Here is a 20,489-nt window from a genome sequence, read left to right as displayed (position 1 = left end):
GGATATCTTGGGGGTCTGACTGTGGGGGTCTGGAAATCACTTGTGGCGGGGCTTTCTGCCGCGCTCGGCATGCTGGCTGTGGGAGTGCCAACCATGGAGGCGGACGCCGTTCAAGCGGCGCCGCTCGCGAATCCGTCGGCGGAAAACGCACAAGATCTGGGGCCCGCCAATGCGAGCCAAACCGTCACGGCGTCGGTGATTTTGCGCGTACAGAATCCTATCGCTTTACAGAATTACATCCAGCAGACCGAAACGCCGGGCAGCGCGCAGTATCACAAGTTTTTGACCACGAGCCAATTCGCTGAGCAGTTCGCGCCGTCGGATCAGACCATCCAGCAGATCAAGCAGGAGCTTGCGCAGTACGGCCTGCAGGTGGTGAATGTGGACGCGGATCACCTGGACATGCAGGTGCAGGGGACCATTCAGCAGTTTGACAACGCGTTCAACACCGTGATCGACCTGTTCAAGGCCAACGGACGGGTGTTCCGCGCGCCGAAGAAGCCGCCACAGATCCCGGTGGCCCTGCTGACCAACGTGCTGGCGGTCGTGGGCCTCGACACGGCGAACGCGGCGCAGTCGCTCACGGTGAAGACGCCGAACGTGTCGGGGATGCCATCTCCAAAGGCGGTGTTGCCGCAGGGAGGCAGCACGGCAACGGGCACTCCAGGCAGCTACACGGTGGGTGACACGGCGAATCGCTACGACATCAATCCGCTGTATCAACAAGGCATCACGGGCAAGGGAGAAACCATGGGCATTGTCACCCTGTCGAGCTTCAACCCGCAGGATGCTTACACGTACTGGCAAGGCATCGGGCTGAACGTGGCTCAAAACCGCATCCAGGTGGTGAATGTCGACGGCGGCGGACAGATGGACGACGGCTCCGTCGAGACGACGCTCGACGTCGAGCAGTCGGGTGGCATTGCGCCGGGCGCCAAGGTGTTGGTGTACGACGCGCCGAACACCGACCAGGGCTTTATCGACGCCTTCTACCAAGCGGTCTCCGACAATCTGGCCGACTCGCTGTCTGTGAGCTGGGGGCAACCGGAGATCGATTACTTGCCGCAGATGAACGAGGGCCAGTCGTATGTCGATGAGCTGCTCGCCTTCACACAGGCGTTCATGGAAGCGGCCGCGCAGGGCATCTCGCTCTACGCGGCGGCCGGTGACTCTGGTGCGTATGACACGGCTCGGGACTTCCCGCCGTCACAAGGATTTTCCACGCCGCTCACCGTCGATTTCCCGGCGTCGGATCCATACATCACCGCCGCTGGCGGGACGACCGTGCCGTTCTCGGCCACGTTCCCGCTCGGCTCGGTCAACATCACGGCGGAGCAGCCGTGGTCGTGGCAATACCTGCAGAACCTCGGCTATCAGGGCTTGTTTCCCATCGGGACGGGAGGCGGCGTGAGCGTCATCTTCCCGCGTCCGTGGTATCAAAATGGCGTGAGCGGCGTCCAGAACAGCGCGGCCAACCAAGCCTTCACAGACTCGCAGGGCGTGCTGTACAGCTCTCCCTTCACTTACAACCTGCCAAGCAACTACCCGGGCCGCAACCTGCCGGACGTCTCGATGGACGCGGATCCGGAGACGGGCTATCTCGTGTACTGGAGCGCCGGGGGCGGCTGGCTCGCGGGCTACGGTGGCACGAGCTTTGTGGCGCCCCAGCTGAACGGCATCACGGCGCTTCTCGACCAGTACGTCGGAGGCCGCGTGGGATTCCTGGATCCCATCTTCTATCGACTCATGCAGCAAAATGGCTATGGGACGAATCGACCGTTCAACGACATCACAACAGGGAACAACTGGTATTGGTCGGCGGCGCAGGGGTATGACCCGGCGTCCGGCATCGGCACACCCAATGTCGCGAACCTGGCCAGGGCCATTGCGGCTCTGCACTGATTCGCGCCGACGATTCCCGACGGACCGATGCCCGTCGAATGTTTCGCGGAGAGGCTCTTGGCTTCTCCGCATTGCGTCAGTATACAAGTATACGGTAAGATGGTGGCGATGTAGAGTCGTCTCAAGGAGGTGCAGACGTGATCGCGGGCGTGACCTATGGCGTGGCCAAGAAGACGCTCGGAGAACAGGCGTACGAGGCCATCCGCGAGGAGATTTTGTCCCTTCGGTTGCATCCGGGGCAGACGGTCTACGAATCGGACTTCACGCGCATGTTGAACATGAGCCGCACGCCGGTGCGCGAAGCCGTGCGCGCGCTTGCGATGGAGCGGTTGATCGAGGTATTGCCTCAACGGGGCATGAAGGTGGCGCTCATTTCCGAGCGGCAGGTCGAGGAGACCCGTTTTGTCCGCGAAAGCCTCGAGCTTGCGGTCATCCGACGCGTCGCGGAGGACGCCGGGCGCGATCCGGCCCTTCACGCGCGGCTCGAGCGCGAGATGGCGATGTCGCTCGAGGATCAGCGGCAGGCGGCTGAGGCGGGCGACGCGCTTCGCTTCATGCACGCGGACGACGCGTTTCACCAGATCTTTTTGCAACAGTTCAACAACGAGACGCTGTCCGCCATCGTGGCGCAGATGCGGGGGCATCTGAACCGCGTGCGCATGTTGTCCCTCTTCGAGCCCGAGCGCATGAAACGGCTCGTCGGGGAACATGAGCGCGTGGCTCAGGCCGTCTTGGCGGGCGATCCCGACCGATCAGCTCAGGCGATGCAGCATCACCTGTCGAAGCTGATGGAGGATCTGCCGGGAATCAAAGCCCGCCATCCGGCGTTCTTTGGCCCTTGATGGCTTCGAAACGGGGAGGCGCGGAGTATGCGGTTGCAGCACAAGGTGGCGCTCGTCACGGGCGGGGGACGGGGCATTGGCGCGGCGATCGCGCGAAGATTCGCGCTGGAAGGCGCGGATGTATGCCTCGTCAGCCGGACGGAGGCGGAACTGGAACGTCAGGCCGAGCGAATCGCGTCGGAGACGGGGCGCGCCGCTCTCCCGCTGGTGGGCGACGTGTCGAATCCGGCCGATGTGGAGCGGGTCGTCGCGGAGGCTGAGGCGCGGTTTGGCCGGATCGACATCCTGGTCAACGCGGCGGGCATTTCCGTCGCGGCTCCGTCGACCGATCTCTCCTTTGAACGATGGAAGACGTGCTTGAACATCAACCTGGACGGGACGTTTCTGTTCTGCCAGGCCGTGGGCCGGGGGATGATCGCGCGCGGACAGGGCGGGAAGATCATCAACATCACGTCCATCGTGGCGCACGCGGGGATCCCGGAGCGCGCGACGTATGCGGCGAGCAAGGGGGGCGTGCGGCAGTTGACGCAGGCGCTCGCAGTGGAGTGGGCGAAGTACAACATCCAGGTGAACGCCATCAGTCCCGGCTTCATCATGACGGAGATCGTCCGCGACTACATCCGCCGCGGCATTCACAACCCCGAGAAGCTCGTCCAGCGCATTCCCGCGGGCCGGATGGGCGAGGTCGAGGACATCGCCGGCCCCGCCGTGTTTCTTGCGTCGAGCGATTCGGACTACGTGACCGGCACCATCCTCATCGCCGACGGCGGCTTTCTCGCCAACGGCTACGTGTGAGGTGAAGGGCCATGAGAGACATGTCGACATCGGGCGATCTCGACTACGACGCGTGGCTGCAGGAAAGCCCGCTGTCTTGGGAGTTGCCGCCCGCAGTGCGCCGGCTCGCCGTCTACGGGCCGCCGGAGGATCCCGTTCTCGCGACTGCGGAGGCAGAGTGGAGGCGGGCGGTTCGCGCCGCGTTCGGCGAAGAACCGGCGCGCGCCGACAACTCCAAGGAACACGCGCCGGAAGGGGCTTGCATCGCGCTCGGGCTCCTGTCGGCGTTGCCGGAGGGACTGCGTGAAGCCGCGCAGATCGCACTTGCGCATGCGCCCTCGGACGAGGCGTATGCCATCGTGCCGGTGCCCGAAGGGGGCGCCGCCGTCGCCTCGCGGAGCGCCGCGGGCGTGCTCTACGGGACGTTCCACTTGATCCGCCGTCTGCGGCTCGGAGAAGCGCTGAACGAAGCCTGCACCTCGTCGCCGAAGAACGCCTGGCGCATGTTGGATCACTGGGACAACGCCGACGGGACCATTGAGCGCGGATACGCGGGCAAGTCGTTGTTCTTTCGGCGCGGAAACATCGATTTTGACGAGAGGCGGGTGGCGGACTACGCTCGCCTGATCGCGTCCGTCGGCGTGAACGCCGTCGCGATCAACAACGTCAACGTGCACGAAGTGGAGACCCGTTTCTTGACCGACGAGTATCTGCCAGACATTGCTCGGCTGGCTGACATCTTCCGGCCTTACGGCATCCGGATCTTTTTGAGCGTCAACTTCGCGAGCCCGGTCGATCTCGGCCATCTTCCCACCGCCGATCCGCTCGATGAGCGCGTGCAGGCTTGGTGGCGAGCGGCTGCGGATCGCATCTACCGGCACATCCCGGACTTCGGCGGCTTCCTCGTGAAGGCGGACTCCGAGTTTCGCCCGGGACCGTTCACGTACGGGCGCGATCATGCCGACGGCGCGAACATGCTCGCCCGCGCGCTTGCGCCGCACGGCGGCGTCGTGATCTGGCGCGCCTTCGTGTACAACTGCCTGATGGACTGGCGCGACAGGCGGGCCGATCGCGCCCGCGCGGCATACGACCACTTCGTGCCGCTCGACGGGCGCTTTTTGGACAACGTCCTCATCCAAATCAAAAATGGGCCCATGGACTTCCAGGTGCGCGAGCCCGTCTCGCCGCTCTTCGGCGGACTTTCCTCGACAAATGTGATGCTCGAGTTTCAGATCACACAGGAGTACACGGGGCAGCAACGCCACGTCTGTTATCTCGCGCCGATGTGGAAAGAGGTGCTCGACTTCGACACGCACGCACGCGGGCCGGGATCGACGGTCGCCGAGATCGCGAGCGGCAGCTTGTTCGGGCGGCCGCACGGGGGCGTGGCAGGCGTGGCCAACGTGGGCGATGATCCCAACTGGACCGGGCACTCGCTGGCGCAGGCCAACCTGTACGCGTTTGGCCGCCTCGCCTGGGATCCGTCGCTCGATCCGGCCGAGATCGCGCGGGAGTGGGCGCGGCTCACGTACGGGGACCATGTGGACGTCGTCCGCACGCTCACGGGCATCCTGATGGCCTCGTGGCCCGCGTATGAGGCGTACACCGCGCCGCTGGGCGTGGGATGGATGGTGAATCCCGGCCATCATGACGGGCCGAACCCGGAGGGGTACGAGTACTCGAAGTGGGGCACGTATCACTATGCGGATTGGCAGGGCATCGGCGTGGATCGGACCATGGCCACGGGGACGGGTTACACCGGCCAGTACCACGAGCCCGTGCGGAGCCTGTACGAAAGCTTGGAGACGTGCCCCGACGAGTTGCTTCTGTTCTTCCACCACGTGCCGTACACGCACGTCCTTCACTCGGGGAAGACGGTCATCCAGCACATTTACGATACGCACTACGACGGCGTGGAGGCGGTGGCGTGGATGATCGAGGCGTGGCGGCGACTGTCGGGGTGGATCGATCCCGTCCGGTACGAGCGCGTGCTCGCGCGGCTGGAGGATCAGTTGCTCCGCGCGACGGAATGGCGGGACGTGATCAACACGTATTTTTATCGAAAGTGTGGCATTGCGGACGAACGGGGGCGTCACATCTATCCGTGAGCAGGAATCCCAGGGGTCGGCCGAGAAGGGAACGCCGGAGTCTGGCCGATGGAGGGATTCCCTGCATGTTGTTTCGAAACCCGGACAAGAGGCCCGGCGGTTTTGCCTGGGCCTTCCTGTTTGCGGCAGCGCTCTACATCGCCTGCATGATTGTGCAAAGTTTCGTGGTCGATCCCGGCGATGTGTCGTTCCTGTCGCACAAAGTGGGTGCCGTGCACCACATCACGCGCGGCGCATGGCTCGTTGCGCTTCACATTCACGTGGCTTCGGCATTGGTCGCGATTCTGGCGGGCGCCATGAACTTCGTCCTCACGCGGGCGCCATCTCGCCCGGCTCTGCATCGGGCGGTGGGATACGCGTACCTTTTGAGCGTTCTCGGGGTGGACGGGACAAGCGGCTACCTCGCGCCGGAGGCGACAGGCGGCGAGATGGTCACGGTGGCGTTCAACCTGCTGAACGTGTACTGGCTGGTGGCCGCGTTTCTCGTGTACTGGATGGCCCGAAAGCTCCGCCCGGATGGACACAGGCGCTGGGCGGTGCGGAGCTACATGTTCCTCGACACGAACGCGCTGAACCGCGGCTTCACCTGGTTCGGCGTGCACGCCGCCGGGCTTCCGTTCGCCACGGCCTACGCCGTCGCCGTCTGGCTGAGCATCGCGGTGAACGTCGCCTTGGGCGAGATCCTCGCGCGAACGCTGTATCCATGCACCTCGGCGCGCCGCGCATGAGGTGGATGCACAGAAACGGGGGCCCAGCGGGGCTCCCGTGCGGTTGTGCGCCGCGATCGCGCATTTGATAGGAATCAGTTGCAAGGAATCAGGCGGTTGTCTCCACGTCGATCCGATAGTCGGACGGGCTCGTCTCGTCTTCGCCGTTCGACAGGCCCATGGCCCGGAAGATGGCGCTGAAGACGAGCGCGATCACGATGTTGACGATGAGCGCCCAGATGCCGGCGTACGCCGTCACGCCGCCGACCGTGTAGCTCGTGGATTGATAGCCTGTGCTCGCCCACATGAGGACGCCGAGCACAATGCCCACGAGCCAGCCGAGGAAGAGCCCTCTGCGGTGGAACCAGCGCGTGAACAGGCCGAACACGACCGTGGGCAGGGTCTGCAGGATGAGGATGCCGCCCACCTGCTGCATGCTGATGGCGTACTGCTGCGGAAATCCGAGGATGAACACCAGCGCCAGCAGGATGATGATGAGCGACACGATTTTGGCGACGCGCGCCTCGTGTTCAGGCGAGGCGTTTTGCACGAAGAACGCCTTGTAGATGTTGCGCGTGAACAGGTTGGCCGACGCGATGGACATGATGGCCGCGGGCACCAGGGCGCCAATGCCGATGGCGGCGAAGCCGAAGCCTGCGAACCACGTCGGGAACTCCTTCAGGAACAGAAGCGGGACGGCTTCGCTCGTCGACTTGGTGTGGACGCCGGCCGCGAGCGCCATGTAACCGAGGAGTGCGATGATGCCCAGTGCGAACGAATAGGCCGGAAGAAGCGCCATGTTCCGCTTCACGACGCGGCGGCTCGACGCGCTGAACACGCCCGTCACGGCGTGCGGGTACAGGAAGAGCGCGAGCGCGGAGCCGAGCGCCAGGGTGCCGTACGTCGCGTACAGCTTCGGCGACAGCGCGATGGATCCCGGCGGATGATGCTTGGCGAGCGCCGCCGCGGACGCGTGGAAGATGGGGCCGAATCCGCCCAGCTTGATGGGGATGAGAATGACGGCCACGATGATGGTGATGTAGATCATCAGGTCTTTGACAATCGCGATCATGGCCGGCGCGCGAAGGCCGCTCGTGTACGCGAACAGGGCCAGGATGATGAAAGCGATGATGAGAGGCCAGCTGCCCGGAATGCCCATGGCCGTGATCACGGCCTGCATGCCCGTGAGCTGAAGGGCAATGTACGGAATGGTCGCGACAATCCCCGTCAGCGCCACGGCGAAGGACAGCAGGCGATCGCCGTAACGCCCCTGCACGAAGTCGGAGGCGGTGACGTAGCCCTTGGCTCGAGCCACCGACCAGAACCGCGGAAGGATCAGCAGGAAGATGGGATAGACCACGGTCGTGTACGGCACGGCGTAAAAGCCGAGCGCGCCTTTCCCGTACATGAGTCCCGGCACGGCGATGAAGGTGTAGGCGGTGTAGAGATCGCCGCCGACGAGGAACCAGGTGATGAGCGTGCCAAAGCGGCGTCCCGCGAGCCCCCACTCTTCCAATTGGGACAAATCGCCTCGGCGCCATCTCGCCGCGACGAAACCGAGGACGGCGACGAAGAGAAAGAAAATAATAAAAATAGAGAACGCAGTCCAGTTGATCTGCATGAGTTCACCCCCTTACCCTCAGTCGTCTTTGAGAATGTTGTAGAGGAACGCTGTGATGATGGCCGCGATGATGATCCAGAGCATCTGATACCAGTAAAAGTACGGGATGCCCCAGAGTTCCGGTTTGAGGGAGCCATACAGACCGGGGAAGAGCGATCCGATGACGGGCGCGAGAATGAGCAGGTACCACCACCGCTTCGCCTTCGTGGACGGCTTCTGTGTCTCGTTCACCGTGTGCACCTCCTTTCCGCTTGGCTGGCGCTTGCCCCTGTAAACAACCGATTGTTTAGTCTCTCCGGCTGTCAACGCTTACAGAAAGGCAGCTCGTCATCATTTATAAGACATGACGGGCTTGTCTGTCAAAGAGAGCCTTTGGAAAGGCGGGGGCGAGGCGCGGACTACTTCCGGAGCCTGGGCAGTCGCACTTCGATGGCTGTGCCCCGGGGATCGTCCGTGCGCCAGATGCGAATGTGGCCTCCGTGCAACTGCACCACGCGGTGAACCACCATCAGCCCCAGCCCCGTCCCTTTTTCCCGCGTGCGATACTGCGGCTCCCCGAGGTGGTCCAGCCACCCCTCCGGGATGCCCGGGCCCGTGTCGCGAAGTTGTAGGATGGCCTCGGCATCGGTGACCTGAATCCACAGACTCACTCGCCCGCGCGTTTCCGCGGCCGCCTCGATGGCGTTCCGCAAAAGATGAACCGTCATTTGCCGCAGTTGGCCGGGGTGGCCGAGCACGCGCGCGGACGGGAGGGGGCCGACGTCGAGCGGGACGCCTTGTTCCAGCGCCATGGGTTCGCAGACGCGAACGGCCGCCTGCGCGATCTCGGCGAGATCGCATGGGCCGCGCTCTGCGGCCTCCGGTTTGGCGAGGACCATCAGGGAATCGGTCACGTCCTTCATGCGCTCGAGCTCGGCCCAGACGGCCTCGTACGTCCCCGGCGCGAGTTCATCCAGTTGGGATCGAAGCAATTGTGCAAAACCCATGACGGTCGTCAAAGGGTTGCGAAACTCGTGCGCGATGCTCGCGGCGAGATCGCCGACGGCCGCGAGCCGCTCGGCTCGCCGGCGCAGGGACTCTTGGCGAAGGCGCGGGGTGAGATCGCGCGCCTGGAGGATGTAGCGCTCGGGCGCCTGTGCACCCTGGTGCACGGGGGTCACCCGCATTTCCACCTCCACACGAGTGCCTTCGATTTCAAGCGCGAGGTCGTGTCCTTGCCCATCGGCGCCAGCGGGCGTGAACAGCTCGTCGAAACGCGCGAAGTCTTCGGGTGCGACGAGGTCGAAGATCGACCGGCCGAGCAGGGCATCCTCGCCGATCCCGATGGATGCCAGGAATCCCGGGGAGGCGAACGTGATCTCGCCGCTTGGCTCCGCCATCAGGACGAGATCGGCGGTGTTGTGCGCCAGCGCAGGCGACGGTTCCCGCGCGGCCTCGGACTCTCGCGCGAGCCGCGAGTAGGCGCGGGAGACCCACAGCAGGCCCAGGAGCAGCGCCGCGGCGGGAAGGGCGACCCTCCAGTCTGGGCTTCCGGCGAGCAGGGCCGCGAGCGACGCCGGAATGAGCAAGATGGCCGGTACGAAGCTGTGCCAGGCCGCGGCCATGGTCCGAATCTGGCTGATGGAGCCCTCGAGGCAGGCCAGCGCGGCGAGGCGAACCAGCTCGAACACGACGGCGGCAAGGCCCGCGCGGAGAAACGCGGGGAGCATCGCCGCACCCTGAAGCGCGAAGGACGCCGGAATCAGGGCGACTTGATGGGTGCCAAGCGACACCAGCAGGCGCCTCAGGTGGAGGCGCGAGACCTTGCTGTCGATGGAACGAACGAAGGCCGCGATCGCGCCGAACAGAATGGTGGTGCTCGCCGCCGCGAAGCCGCATTGCGCGGCGGCCCACACGTAACAAACGACCCCCATGGACCACCGGCGTCCGCCGGGCAGGTGAAGGGGCAAGCATTCAACGCCGCACGCGACGGCGATGATCACCCACAGCAGTTCATGCGCGCGTCCGTATAACGCCCACGCGGCGCAAAGAGGCACCGTGAGCCCGGCCGCGAGCAGGGCGTGGGAAGAAACGCGGCGAAAGTGACGGTTCAAAGCAGCATGCGCTCCTTTGGAAGACGGGTGGTCGGCGGGCACCGGGTTGTCGACAAGGGTTCAAAAAGCAGAGAAAGAACCGGGACGAAGCCCGATTCTTTCGCGCGGTTTACGATGTCGAACGCTGCCCATGTCCCTTGCACGTCGAAGTCTAACGCATGGGAGCCGCGTTGGAAAGCGAATCTTGTCGAAGATGGCGGCGAGGCGTCGAAATGGGGCGGCAAAGTTCGGGCGAGCGGGGTGGGCCGCTCAGGTGCGAAAGGGAACGCGCCACAGGAGCCGAAGCGCGAGTCCGATGCCACAGCCCACGAGCGTATTGAGCAGGCGCGCCTCGGCGATGGCGGGTGCACTGAGATCGGCTTGACCTGTTTCCGCAATGAGCATGGCGAGCGGCGTGATGAAGATGACGGCCAGGCCGTAGTTTCGCGGAATGAGCAATTCCGCGACGGTCTGCAGCGCGAAGAGCAGGAGCGCGAGTTCCAAGGGCGCCGGATGGACGGACAGGACGGCGCTCGCGAGAACCACCCCCAAGGCCGTACCCAGCGCCCGCTGAATCGCGCGCTGAAGCGTGCCCACCACCGTCATGCCGACGAGCGTCGCCGCGCACCCCACGGCCGTCCAATAGCCGCGCGGGCTGCCAAGGGCGTGCGCGATCATCGCCGACGCGAACAGGCCGACCGCCATGCGCAGGGCGCCCATGAAGGCCGGATCGCCCAGGCGGAGCCGCGCCTTCAGGGTGCGGGCGAGCCGCTTCCGCGTGATCCGTCGGAGTCGGCTTGCTTGAGCGGGCAAGGCGCCGCGCCAGGCCATTGCGAGGAAGACCGACAGCGTCCAGGCCACGGCGGCCCCGGCCAGGACCCACGCGACGGAGACCGCGAAGCCCCGTCCCGGCGGTTGTCCGCTCGCGATAGCGGCGGCCATCACGAAGAAGAAGGGCCCCGGTGGCGCCATGGAGAGCGCGGCGGCGACGTATGTGGCGATACCGCCGACCAACGCCAGCGCGATCGCGGCCGCGGCCAGATGGGCGCTCGTGGCTGCGCCGAGCGCAAATGACGCGGTGAGGCCGAGGCCGACCGCGGCCAGCTTGGCGGCCAGCTGCTTCAACGGGAGATCCGTGGCGTAGATGCCGGTGAAGGCGCCGATGGACGCCAGCAGTCCATCCGCGGGCCGATGAAACAGGGCGCCAAGCGCGACAACGGCAAACAAACTGAGGCCGGCGGACAGCGCGCGGCGCCATGGCCAGGGCGCCTTGCGAAGCAAGAAAGCGTGGTACACGCGCGCCTCGCCTGTGCGCTCGGGCGGCAAAAAGGGGGCGCGCAGACCGCGATGGACGCGCTGACGAGCGTTCATGCCGTTCGCCTCCTTCCAGCGTCGCGCAATGCCTTCTGTTTCGTCTCTTATGAAGTCGGTTGTCAGACCGGGGAACAAGCGTATGGACGGGCGAAACTCACCTTCTCTATTGTCGCCCGAAGCGGGGAAGACCGGCGGATGATGAAAGCGGTTGGAGCTTGACATTTCGATGACATCCCCGTCAGGGGCGGCGCATCTCGTACGGCCGCCCCTTCCAGTGGTCGCCCTTCTTGAGCCAAAACCGCCTGGCCGAGTCCAGGGTCATGAGGGTGTACAGCACGCCGGCCAAGGGGAGCAGGACGGATCGCGCCGGAGACAGGCCGTACCAGCGCAGCATCGGCACGAACGTCGCGGCGAGGACGGCGTACGCCAGCCCGCCTAGGCACAGCGCCGCGGCGCTGCCGTGGACGCCCGCGAGCATCCCGGCCACACCGGCGATCACGGCCGCTGGCGGAACGGCGTACAGCACGAGCATCCCGGCCGCCGTCCCGGCCAGGAGCCAGGCGGAGAAGCGAAGCTGGACGAAGGCCGTCCGCGCGATCATCCGCCAGATCTCCCCGAGCGTTCCGTACGCGCGCACGCTCACGACGTCCTCGCCGAGCCCGAGCCACAGGCGCCCGCCCCGGTTGGCGATGAGGCGCGCGAGGGCACAGTCGTCGATCACGGCATCGCGAATCGGCTCCAGTCCCGGAGGCACGGGCAGCAGGCTGCGCTTGACGAGCACACAACCGCCGGCCGCCGCTGCGGTTTTTCGCTTCGGATGCGCCACCCACGCAAACGGATAGAGCTTGGCGAAGAAGTACACGAATGCGGGGATGAGCAGTTTTTCCCACGCGCTCTCGGCCCTGAGCCGCACCATGAGCGAGACGAGATCGAGATGATCCCGCTCTGCGCGCGCCACCAGAGCCTGTGCTGTCGTCGGAGGGTGCGCGATATCCGCGTCCGTGAAGAGCACATAGTCCACGTCTTCGGGCAGGTGCAAAAGCCCGTTCTGCATGGCCCAGACCTTGCCCGCCCAACCGGGCGGAAGCGGCTTGGCGCGCACGATGCGAAGGCGATCCGTCCGCCCCATCTCGGACGCGATCCGCGCCGCCACTTCGGCCGTGCCGTCCGTGCTGTGATCGTCCACGAGCACCACCTGGAATCGGCCGCCGTAAGACTGCCCGATGAGCGTCGGCAGCGTCCTCGGGAGGACGTCCGCCTCGTTGCGCGCTGGCACCACCGCGCAGACCGCCGGCCACGTGCGCTCCGTCCTGTCAGCGGCCTCCGCCGTGTTCATCGAACGCGCCGTGCGCCAGTAAAAGCCGCGCGCCACGAGCAGGAACAACCACGCCGCAAGGCTCACGGCCGCCACCCACGCGAACGCGATCACCCCGCAACACTCCCTTCTTCTTGTGCAGACGCATGCGCGTCTCCCTCTTGTCCAACGATGCCTGTACAATTGCATCCGAACTCAGTATACTGATTAGAAACTTGCCTGCGGGGATGGATGCCCGTGCGTGAAATTCGCTTTCACCTCGATCGGCTCCTCTCTGAACGGAACTGGAAAATTCCCGATCTGGTGAAACGCTCCGGCGTGAACAAAAACACACTGTACGCCATGAAAAAGAACGCCATCACCCGCGTGGACCTGCGGGTGTTGCAGAGGATCTGCGACGCGCTCTCGTGCAGATTATCCGATCTCATGACCTACGAACCAGAGGGGGAGACGCATACGAAGGGCCTGCTCTTCATCCTCTCCGGGCCGTCCGGGGCAGGAAAAAACACGCTGATCAACGCGCTCCGGGATCGCTACGATCTCGGCTTGACGTTCATCCCTTCGTTCTCCACGAGGCCGATGCGCCCCGGCGAGACGAACGGGAACCCGTACTACTTCGTGTCCCGCGAGGAGTTCATGCGCATGGCCGAGCGGGGCGAGTTCCTCGAATACGAGACGATTCACGGCAATCTCTATGGCACGCACCTGCTGAGCTACGAGCGCGCGCTGAACGAAGGCCGGATCATCATTAAGGATATCGACGTCAACGGCGCGCTGAACATGAAACGAGTGTTTGGCGATCGCGTCATCCTGATCTACGTCCGGCCGACCTGTCTCGACGATCTCGAAGGCCGGCTGCATCACCGAGGGGATAAAGAGGAGGACATCCGTATTCGCATGCAGCGCCTCAAATACGAGGAATCGCTCTCCGATCGGTTCGACTTCCTCATCTTCAACGACGACGTGGCGACCGCCGCGGCGGAACTCGCCCACATCATTCGCACGTGTACGAGAAAGCACGCGTAAAGGCGGGACACCATGCGCGTGAACGCTCATCCCCGCGTGCGCTTCTCGCTGCGCTACAAGATCATCTTCATCCTGTTCGGCGCCATGCTTGTCGTGCTCTCCCTCGGCGGAGCGCTGTTTTACACCGCCGCGCGGCAGCAGATGCTGAAGAGTGCGGACAATCAGGCCCAACTCCTCGCGCAGCAGATCGACCTCGAGGTCGAGTCGAGCGAATCCGGCCAGGCCTATATCGACAATCTGCTCGGCAACGAACTGCGCATCGCCTCCATCGCGATTGAAAAGCAGCTGCCCCCGCACTGGCGGGACGTGACGAACGAGCAACTGCGGCAGCTCTCCGCCCAACTCGGCGTGAGCGGCATCACGCTGCTCGCCCCCACGGCGGACGACATCGTCGGCGTCCGCTCGTCGGATCCGCGGGAAGTCGGCCTCTCCACCCGCGGAATGGGCAAGTGGTACATCGCCTTCCGCGATCTCCTCGCGGGGCGGCCGCAGGCTTCCACGTACGGTACGGCCGGGAAAGACTACTGGTCCGGGCCGTTTGCCAACGCCGCCTCGGATCCGTCCAAGGTCGACAAGTGGGGGTACTACTACGACGGCTCCACGGACTACATCATCGATCCGTTCTACGTGCAGACCTCCATTCCTGGATATGAACAGGTGGTCAGCGTCAACAGCACCATTCGCCACATTTTGGCGACCGAGCCCGACATCCTGTCCATCGCGGTGCTCAACAGGACGTTTGACGAGAAGCCTGTCCGCTATTCGTACAAGGGCGTCTCCTGGATCGACATCGCCAATCAGCCCGTCATGTACGGGAGCTATCGCTACGCCGACCATGATCTCGACGTGCGCCTCAAGAACCGCGCGCTCTCCACGGGGCACATGCAGACCGCCCTCGATCGCGTCGGCGGCACGACGGTCCTGAAGGCGTTTGTGCCCGAATCCGAGCAGGGCGCCCGCTACGTCGTCGAGATCGTCATGAACTACCGCCTCATCACGGCCCAGCTGGCCGACCTCCTGCACGACATGGCCCTTTTGGGCGGCGCGCTTCTCGTCCTGACGGCCGTGCTGTCGTTCGTCGGCGCGGAACTCATCACGCGGCCGCTGAAGCGCATCACGGAGACCGTGGACGAGATCGCCGATCGGAACTTCGCCGCCCATGTCGATGTGGCGCGATCGGACGAAATCGGGGTGCTCGCCGCCCACGTCAACGAGATGTCCGAGAAGCTGGTGGACTATCTCCGCGAGCTCACCCGCCGCGAGCGGGGGAGAGGCGTGGATTACCTGGTGATGGCCGCGCAGGCGCTGGTGCACGAGCTGGGCACGCCGCTCGCGGCGATTCGGCAGATGTCGGAGCTCTTGTCAAGGCTCGAGCCGAATCTCGGCGACAAGTCGCGCGAGATCCTCGAGCGGATGCGGTCTGCGTCGGAATACGCCAACCGCATTGCGCGCGACTTCACGGCGTTCTTGCGCAACGGCATGCTGACCGTCCGGCGGCGCGACGTCGTTCGGCTCGTCTCGGACGCGGTGGGGCTGTGTTCATCCATGGCCCAGGCCCGGGGCGTGAGGCTGGCGTTCCATAACGAGACCGGCCAGCGGCATGTTCACCTCGACGTGGACGGAGACAAGCTGTTCGGCGCCGTCGTGAACCTCGTCAAGAACGCCATCGACTCCATTCCGGACGATCGCGTCCGCCGCGAAGTCGACGTGACCGTGCGAATCGAGAATGAGGAGCTTCACATCGACGTGATCGACACAGGCGTCGGCATTCCGCGCGAACACTGGGATCGGATCTTCATGCCGTACAGTTCCACGAAAAAGGGCGGGCTTGGACTTGGGCTCACGTTCTGCGGGCTCATCGCCATTGCGCACGGCGGCACGGTCGGCGTGGTGCAGTCGAGCCCGCAGGGCACGCACATTCGCATGCGGCTGCCGCTGAAGCACGCGCCGATTCAGGTGGACGCGTAGATGGTGATGCGCGTCGTCAGCTTGTGCGTCTGATCGAAGGAGGCGGGCGGCACGTCGAACCACTCGTCCTGCGCGGAGCCCCATGTGGTGTCGACCAGGATGAAGCGGCGCTGATCTGGGATCCACACCTCGTTCCACGCGTGGGAGCCTTCCACGCCGCCGGCGATGGCCAGGCCCTCGTCAATGCGGGCCGTGAGGCCAACGGCGTGCGCCATGTCAGCGTAGAGGAGCGCGTAGTCCGCGCAAACGCCCTTGCCCGTCTCGAGCGTCGTGAGCGGCGATTGCGCGTCCCATCGGCCGTCGTCGACGTAATCGTCGTATTTCTTCCAGTCGTAGTGGACGTGATGGATTTCCCATTCGTATAAGGCGCGCGCCTTGGCGTATGGGGACGTCAAACCGCGCGTGATGGCCAGGGCCTTTTCCGCCACCGGCTTTGGCACGACGAGGATCCCGGTTTCTTCGCCCGGGCCGGTCGGCACGACGAACAGCGAGATGTCGGCGGCGACGGTCTGCGCGGCGCCCTTGGCCAAAACGGGCATTTCCCGCTCCGCGAGGGGCCGAAGCCACGGCGTGTACATCCGGGTCGACAGCCAACGATACGCGGGCGAAGACGCTGCGGCGCGGGCGAGCGCCGGCGCCGAGACGTACTGGAGGACGACGAACAGACAAGCTCCCACCGCCGCAGCGCGCAAGGCGCCGAGCGCGGCGCCGATGGCCAAGCCGCCGGTGCGGCTCAGGATGCCAACCCGCCCGCGCGGCCGGATCCAAATCGTGCCGAGCGGCCTGACGAGCGCGCCCACCAGGGAGGAGACGACCCAATACACCGCGAGGAAGGCAATCCAGTTGCAAAGCCGCGGCGACTGCTGCCAAAAGGCCGCCAGATGAGCAAGCCAGCCGGGCATGTCGGGGCTTCGCCCATCCTTCAGGATGAGGTTGCGAAGGGCTCGGCTGATGGCAAATGCGGCCGCGGACGAAACGGCGATCTCGGCGACCCACGCGGCGGTCAGCAACAACTTCCTCGATTCTCGCTCAAAGCCGCGGCCAAAGCCTGCCGCCGCCGATGCCGCCACAATCGCCCAAAGCATCCACTCCACCCAGTCGTTCACCGGAACACCTCCAGGTCTTCAGTCTATCCCGATTCCCGCCGATGGAGTAGTATGAAGAGTAGACATCGTTGGGCGGAGGGATGCGCGTGGCGTGGACGGCGGATCAGATGGCGAGTCTCAAGGGAAAGTGGGCGATCATCACCGGCGCGAACAGCGGCATTGGATGGCAGGCGGCTCGCGCGCTTGCGGGGCGAGGCGCCCGAGTGACGCTCGCGGTTCGCAACCGCGAGCGCGGCGAAGATGCCAAGGCGCGCATCTTGGCGGAGGCGCCGAACGCGGACATCGAGGTCCGCTTGCTCGATCTGGCCGATCTCGACAGCGTCCGCGCGTTTGCGGAGGCGGTGGTGTCGGCGGGCCATCCGCTGGATCTGCTCATCAACAACGCGGGCGTCATGGCGACGACGTACGGCACCACGCGGCAAGGCTACGAACTTCAGTTCGGCACCAATCACCTCGGCCATTTCGCCTTGACCTTGCAACTCCTCCCCGTGCTCGCGGGTACGACCGGGGCGCGCGTCGTGACGGTGAGCAGCATGGCGCACCAGATGGCAAAACACCTGGATCTCGCCTATGTCCGAGGCCGCGGGCGCTATCGTCGATTCGAGAGTTACGCGCAGAGCAAGCTCGCCAACCTCCTGTTCGCGTATGAGCTCGACCGCCGGCTGAAACAGAGAGGGCTTCCCTTGAAGAGCATCGCCTGCCATCCCGGATTTGCCGCGACATCCCTCGTGGAAAACGGCATGCTGAAAAGCGCTTGGGCCAAGCCCGTCGCCAGACTGGTCAACCGCTTCGCACAGCCGAGCGAAATGGGCGCGCTCCCCACGCTGTACGCCGCCACCCATCCCGATCTCGCCGGAGGCGAATACATCGGCCCGGACCGGGGAAGCCGAGGTTACCCGGTGGTGGTCTCCTCTTCGCCGGCTTCGCGCGATCTCGCCGCGGCGCGCGAACTCTGGACCGCCTCGCTCGAGATGGCGGGCATCCCCCGCGACGCCTGGTACGCGCTCGAGGACGAATGAACCGCGCGCCGTCCCGCGCTTTCGGGATCCAGAAAGAGGGATAGACGTGGCCAAGTTGTACTACCGATTTGGACAGATGAACGCCAGCAAGTCCATTCAACTGCTGACCGTCGCGCACAGCTATGAGGAACAGGGTAAAAAGGTGGCCCTGTTCACGCCGGCCATCGATGACAGGTACGGCCGCGGCGTCATCGCGTCCCGGGTGGGCATCGCCAAGCGGGCCGTGGTCGTCGACGAAGACACCGATCTGTTCGAGTGTGTCAAGGAGCAGATGCCCGACTGCGTGCTGGTGGACGAGGTGCAGTTTCTGCGCGCCTACCACGTGCAACAGCTGGCGCGCGTGGCGGACGATCTCGACATCCCCGTCATCATGTACGGCCTCCTGAAGGATTACCGCAATCGCCTGTTCGAGGGCAGCGAAGCCGCCATCCTGTGGGCCGACCGCATCGAAGAGATCAAGACCATCTGCGCGCACCCCGGCTGCGACCGGAAGGCGACGATGATCCTGAAGGTGAAGGATGGGCGGCCCGTGTACGAGGGCGAGCAAATCGAAGTGGGCGGCAACGATCTCTACAAGTCGGTCTGCCGCAAGCATTACTTCCATCCCGACGTGGAGGGGCTGATGCGCGCCACGGGGCCTTGAAGCGCGTACGGGCAGGGCTGGCGCGCGATGTCGTTTCAGATCTCGAGCAACAGCTGCACCGCGGGCGCCCGGGCCAGGTCCTCATCCGCTGCGCGGAGGCATGCGGCGAGCGTGTACACCGGCATGTTCAGCTGACTCGCCACGTAGACTTCCAGCCGGGCGCCTCTCGAGCGCTCCCATCCAGGCAGCGTCACCACAGCGTCCGCGTCCATGAGCATGCGGATGTCTCGCCGCATGGCGGCATACCAATCGTCTTCGGGCGATCCGTATTCCGCCGGGTTCACGACGGTCAAGCCCCGGGCGCGGAGCGCTTGGGCCGCCTCCATGAACGCGGGGCGGTTTCCGTGGGGCAAACCGGTCATCGGTCCGGACAAATAGACGCATTTCACGCGGTCTCGCCTCCTCGAACGTTTAGAAGCATTGTAGACGAACATATGTTCGCAGTCAAGCGAGGCGGTGAGGCGCGCTCCTTGGCGAACGTTCGCTTCTTGAGTAAAATGAACGTTCGGATCGCGGCGCGCGGAAGTGCCGCGCGTGCTGACGGCCGCGATCGCGAGGAGGACCCTTATGGCAGAGCATTATGACGTGATCATCGTGGGCGCGGGGCCGGCCGGGCTCTACGCCGCCTACGAGTTGGTGGAGAAGGCGCCGAAGCTGAAGGTGCTCCTCATCGACAAGGGCGTCGAGGCGCGGTTTCGCCACTGCCCCATCATGGAGGGGCGGATCGACAAGTGCCCTCCGCCGAACAAGATCAAGACGTATGCGAGCTGCTGGCCGGCCTGCGGAGTCATCAACGGCGCGGGCGGGGCGGGCAGCTTTTCGGACGGCAAGTTCAACATCACGGCCGAATACGGCGGCTATCTGACGGAGTACCTGCCGGCGTCTGAGGTGCTGTCGCTCATCGAGTACGTGGACGGCATCAACCTCCGACACGGGGCGCCGGATGTCGTGACCGATCCGTCCACGCCCGCGGTGGCGGCCATCGAGCGGCGGGCGATGGCGGCCGGGCTCAAGCTCCTGCGCGCCCGCGTGCGCCACATCGGCACCGACAAGAACCTGGAGCTCATCCAGTCGCTGTTTGAGCATCTGGAGCGCCACATCGATCTCCGTTTCCGCACCTTCGTCGAGGACATCGTGGTCGAGGAAAATCGCGTCGGCGGCGTCGTCCTGCGGGGCGGCGAGATCGTCAAAAGCCGCTATGTGCTGCTTGCGCCAGGCCGCGACGGCGCGACGTGGCTGTCGGATCTCTTCCGGCGGCACAAGCTCAAGATGACCAACAACCAGGTGGACATCGGCGTGCGGGTGGAGACGTCGAACGTGGTGATGCAGGAGCTGAACGAGCACCTGTACGAGGCGAAGTTCTTGTTCCAGTCGCCGGCCACGGGCCTCATGGTGAGGACGTTCTGCGCCAATCCGTCCGGGCACGTCGTGATCGAGAACCACACGGGCGTCATGGCGGCGAACGGCCACGCGTATCACGATCCGGCGCTCGGCTCGCAGAACACGAACTTTGCGCTGCTCGTCAGCCACCGGTTCACCGAGCCGTTCGACAAGCCGAACGAGTTCGCCAAAAGCATCTGCCGGCACGCGAACGAGCTGTCGAACGGGTCGATTATCGTCCAGAAATACGGGGACCTGCGCAAAGGCCGGCGATCCACCCCGCAGCGCATCCGCGAGGGTTTTGTCGAGCCGACGCTCAAAGAGGCGGTTCCGGGCGATCTCGGCCTCGTGCTTCCGTACAAGACGATGGTGGCCCTGATGGAGATGATCGAGGCGCTCGACAAGGTGACGCCTGGCATTGCGAGCGATCACACGCTGTTTTACGGCGTGGAGGCGAAGTTCTACGCGGCGCGGGCGGACGTGGGCCCGGATCTGCAGACGAAGATCGACGGCCTGTACTGCGCGGGGGACGGCCCAGGCATCTCGCGCGGCATTTCACAGGCGGCGTCGTGCGGGGTGCACGTCGCCCGGCAGATCGCGAAGCGGGACGCGTGATCGTCGAGCGTATCCGTCGCGCGCATGAGAAAGGCCCAGGGCCTCGGATGGCCTTGGGCCTTTTTTCCGTGCGCCGG

The 20,489-nt window shown here is 64.9% G+C and carries 17 protein-coding genes; 10 read left to right on the top strand and 7 right to left on the bottom strand.

From position 1 onward, the window contains the following. Positions 1 to 21: 21 nt before the first annotated feature. The 5 genes from J3481_RS08775 to J3481_RS08755 all read left to right on the top strand — a co-directional run bounded on the left by J3481_RS08775 (position 22) and on the right by J3481_RS08755 (position 6,354). A complete protein-coding gene (locus J3481_RS08775) occupies positions 22 to 1,902 on the top strand; it encodes a S53 family peptidase (RefSeq protein ID WP_206831627.1) in 1,881 nt (626 codons plus the stop codon). 137 nt (positions 1,903 to 2,039) lie between these two features. Continuing rightward, positions 2,040 to 2,744 carry a GntR family transcriptional regulator gene (locus J3481_RS08770; protein WP_206831628.1) on the top strand — a complete coding sequence of 235 codons (705 nt, stop codon included), beginning with the start codon at positions 2,040 to 2,042 and terminating at the stop codon, positions 2,742 to 2,744. 27 nt (positions 2,745 to 2,771) lie between these two features. Next, positions 2,772 to 3,539: an SDR family NAD(P)-dependent oxidoreductase gene (locus J3481_RS08765; RefSeq protein ID WP_206831629.1), complete on the top strand. Its 768-nt coding sequence runs from the start codon at positions 2,772 to 2,774 to the stop codon at positions 3,537 to 3,539. An 11-nt stretch (positions 3,540 to 3,550) separates the two neighbouring features. Beyond that, positions 3,551 to 5,626 carry an alpha-glucuronidase gene (locus J3481_RS08760; RefSeq protein ID WP_206831630.1) on the top strand — a complete coding sequence of 692 codons (2,076 nt, stop codon included), beginning with the start codon at positions 3,551 to 3,553 and terminating at the stop codon, positions 5,624 to 5,626. Positions 5,627 to 5,691: 65 nt separating this feature from the next. Beyond that, positions 5,692 to 6,354, top strand: a complete 663-nt coding sequence (locus J3481_RS08755; protein WP_206831631.1) for a DUF2306 domain-containing protein — start codon at positions 5,692 to 5,694, stop codon at positions 6,352 to 6,354. An 88-nt stretch (positions 6,355 to 6,442) separates the two neighbouring features. Here J3481_RS08755 and mctP read toward each other — a convergent pair whose 3' ends face one another. The 5 genes from mctP to J3481_RS08730 all read right to left on the bottom strand — a co-directional run bounded on the left by mctP (position 6,443) and on the right by J3481_RS08730 (position 12,769). Beyond that, the gene (mctP, locus tag J3481_RS08750; RefSeq protein WP_206831632.1) at positions 6,443 to 7,954 is read right to left on the bottom strand and encodes a monocarboxylate uptake permease MctP; all 1,512 of its coding nucleotides are present in this window, start codon (positions 7,952 to 7,954) and stop codon (positions 6,443 to 6,445) included. Between the two features lie 18 nt (positions 7,955 to 7,972). Further along, positions 7,973 to 8,185 carry a DUF3311 domain-containing protein gene (locus J3481_RS08745; protein WP_206831633.1) on the bottom strand — a complete coding sequence of 71 codons (213 nt, stop codon included), beginning with the start codon at positions 8,183 to 8,185 and terminating at the stop codon, positions 7,973 to 7,975. A gap of 167 nt (positions 8,186 to 8,352) precedes the next feature. Next, positions 8,353 to 10,047 (bottom strand): ATP-binding protein, encoded by a 1,695-nt coding sequence (locus J3481_RS08740; protein WP_206831634.1) that lies wholly within the window; start codon positions 10,045 to 10,047, stop codon positions 8,353 to 8,355. A gap of 249 nt (positions 10,048 to 10,296) precedes the next feature. Continuing rightward, a complete protein-coding gene (locus J3481_RS08735) occupies positions 10,297 to 11,397 on the bottom strand; it encodes an FUSC family protein (RefSeq protein WP_206831635.1) in 1,101 nt (366 codons plus the stop codon). 181 nt (positions 11,398 to 11,578) lie between these two features. Further along, on the bottom strand, positions 11,579 to 12,769 hold the full coding sequence (locus tag J3481_RS08730; RefSeq protein WP_206831636.1) for a glycosyltransferase: 1,191 nt from the start codon (positions 12,767 to 12,769) through the stop codon (positions 11,579 to 11,581). 117 nt (positions 12,770 to 12,886) lie between these two features. Here J3481_RS08730 and gmk point away from each other — a divergent pair, with 117 nt between their 5' ends. Both gmk and J3481_RS08720 read left to right on the top strand, forming a co-directional pair. Then, a complete protein-coding gene (gene gmk, locus J3481_RS08725) occupies positions 12,887 to 13,681 on the top strand; it encodes a guanylate kinase (RefSeq protein WP_236011444.1) in 795 nt (264 codons plus the stop codon). A gap of 12 nt (positions 13,682 to 13,693) precedes the next feature. Then, a complete protein-coding gene (locus J3481_RS08720) occupies positions 13,694 to 15,649 on the top strand; it encodes a sensor histidine kinase (protein ID WP_206831638.1) in 1,956 nt (651 codons plus the stop codon). Here J3481_RS08720 and J3481_RS08715 read toward each other — a convergent pair. Continuing rightward, positions 15,634 to 16,755: a transglutaminase domain-containing protein gene (locus J3481_RS08715; RefSeq protein WP_206831639.1), complete on the bottom strand. Its 1,122-nt coding sequence runs from the start codon at positions 16,753 to 16,755 to the stop codon at positions 15,634 to 15,636. The genes J3481_RS08720 and J3481_RS08715 overlap by 16 nt on opposite strands. Before the next feature lie 86 nt (positions 16,756 to 16,841). Here J3481_RS08715 and J3481_RS08710 point away from each other — a divergent pair, with 86 nt between their 5' ends. Continuing rightward, positions 16,842 to 17,774 (top strand): oxidoreductase, encoded by a 933-nt coding sequence (locus J3481_RS08710; RefSeq protein ID WP_206831640.1) that lies wholly within the window; start codon positions 16,842 to 16,844, stop codon positions 17,772 to 17,774. Between the two features lie 46 nt (positions 17,775 to 17,820). Continuing rightward, entirely contained in the window at positions 17,821 to 18,417 is a 597-nt protein-coding gene (locus J3481_RS08705) for a thymidine kinase (protein WP_206831641.1), read from the top strand. A 35-nt stretch (positions 18,418 to 18,452) separates the two neighbouring features. Here J3481_RS08705 and J3481_RS08700 read toward each other — a convergent pair whose 3' ends face one another. Beyond that, a complete protein-coding gene (locus tag J3481_RS08700) occupies positions 18,453 to 18,806 on the bottom strand; it encodes a DUF4406 domain-containing protein (RefSeq protein WP_206831642.1) in 354 nt (117 codons plus the stop codon). A gap of 178 nt (positions 18,807 to 18,984) precedes the next feature. Between J3481_RS08700 and J3481_RS08695 the strand changes: the two genes are divergently transcribed. Continuing rightward, a complete protein-coding gene (locus J3481_RS08695) occupies positions 18,985 to 20,412 on the top strand; it encodes an NAD(P)/FAD-dependent oxidoreductase (RefSeq protein ID WP_206831643.1) in 1,428 nt (475 codons plus the stop codon). The last annotated feature ends 77 nt before the right edge of the window (positions 20,413 to 20,489 follow it).

It is taken from the genome of Alicyclobacillus fructus (assembly GCF_017329605.1).
GTDB lineage: Bacteria > Bacillota > Bacilli > Alicyclobacillales > Alicyclobacillaceae > Alicyclobacillus > Alicyclobacillus fructus.
The sequence above is the reverse complement of the archived record's forward strand: the minus strand, read 5'-3'. Positions and strand labels throughout refer to the sequence as shown.

Coding starts and splice junctions, on each gene's coding strand:
- J3481_RS08765 (WP_206831629.1), top strand. CDS start 2,772: ATGCGGTTGCAGCACAAGGTGGCGCTCGTCACGGGCGGGGGACGGGGC.
- J3481_RS08755 (WP_206831631.1), top strand. CDS start 5,692: ATGTTGTTTCGAAACCCGGACAAGAGGCCCGGCGGTTTTGCCTGGGCC.
- gmk (WP_236011444.1), top strand. CDS start 12,887: ATGCCCGTGCGTGAAATTCGCTTTCACCTCGATCGGCTCCTCTCTGAA.
- mctP (WP_206831632.1), bottom strand. CDS start 7,954: ATGCAGATCAACTGGACTGCGTTCTCTATTTTTATTATTTTCTTTCTC.
- J3481_RS08735 (WP_206831635.1), bottom strand. CDS start 11,397: ATGAACGCTCGTCAGCGCGTCCATCGCGGTCTGCGCGCCCCCTTTTTG.
- J3481_RS08760 (WP_206831630.1), top strand. CDS start 3,551: ATGAGAGACATGTCGACATCGGGCGATCTCGACTACGACGCGTGGCTG.
- J3481_RS08720 (WP_206831638.1), top strand. CDS start 13,694: ATGCGCGTGAACGCTCATCCCCGCGTGCGCTTCTCGCTGCGCTACAAG.
- J3481_RS08695 (WP_206831643.1), top strand. CDS start 18,985: ATGGCAGAGCATTATGACGTGATCATCGTGGGCGCGGGGCCGGCCGGG.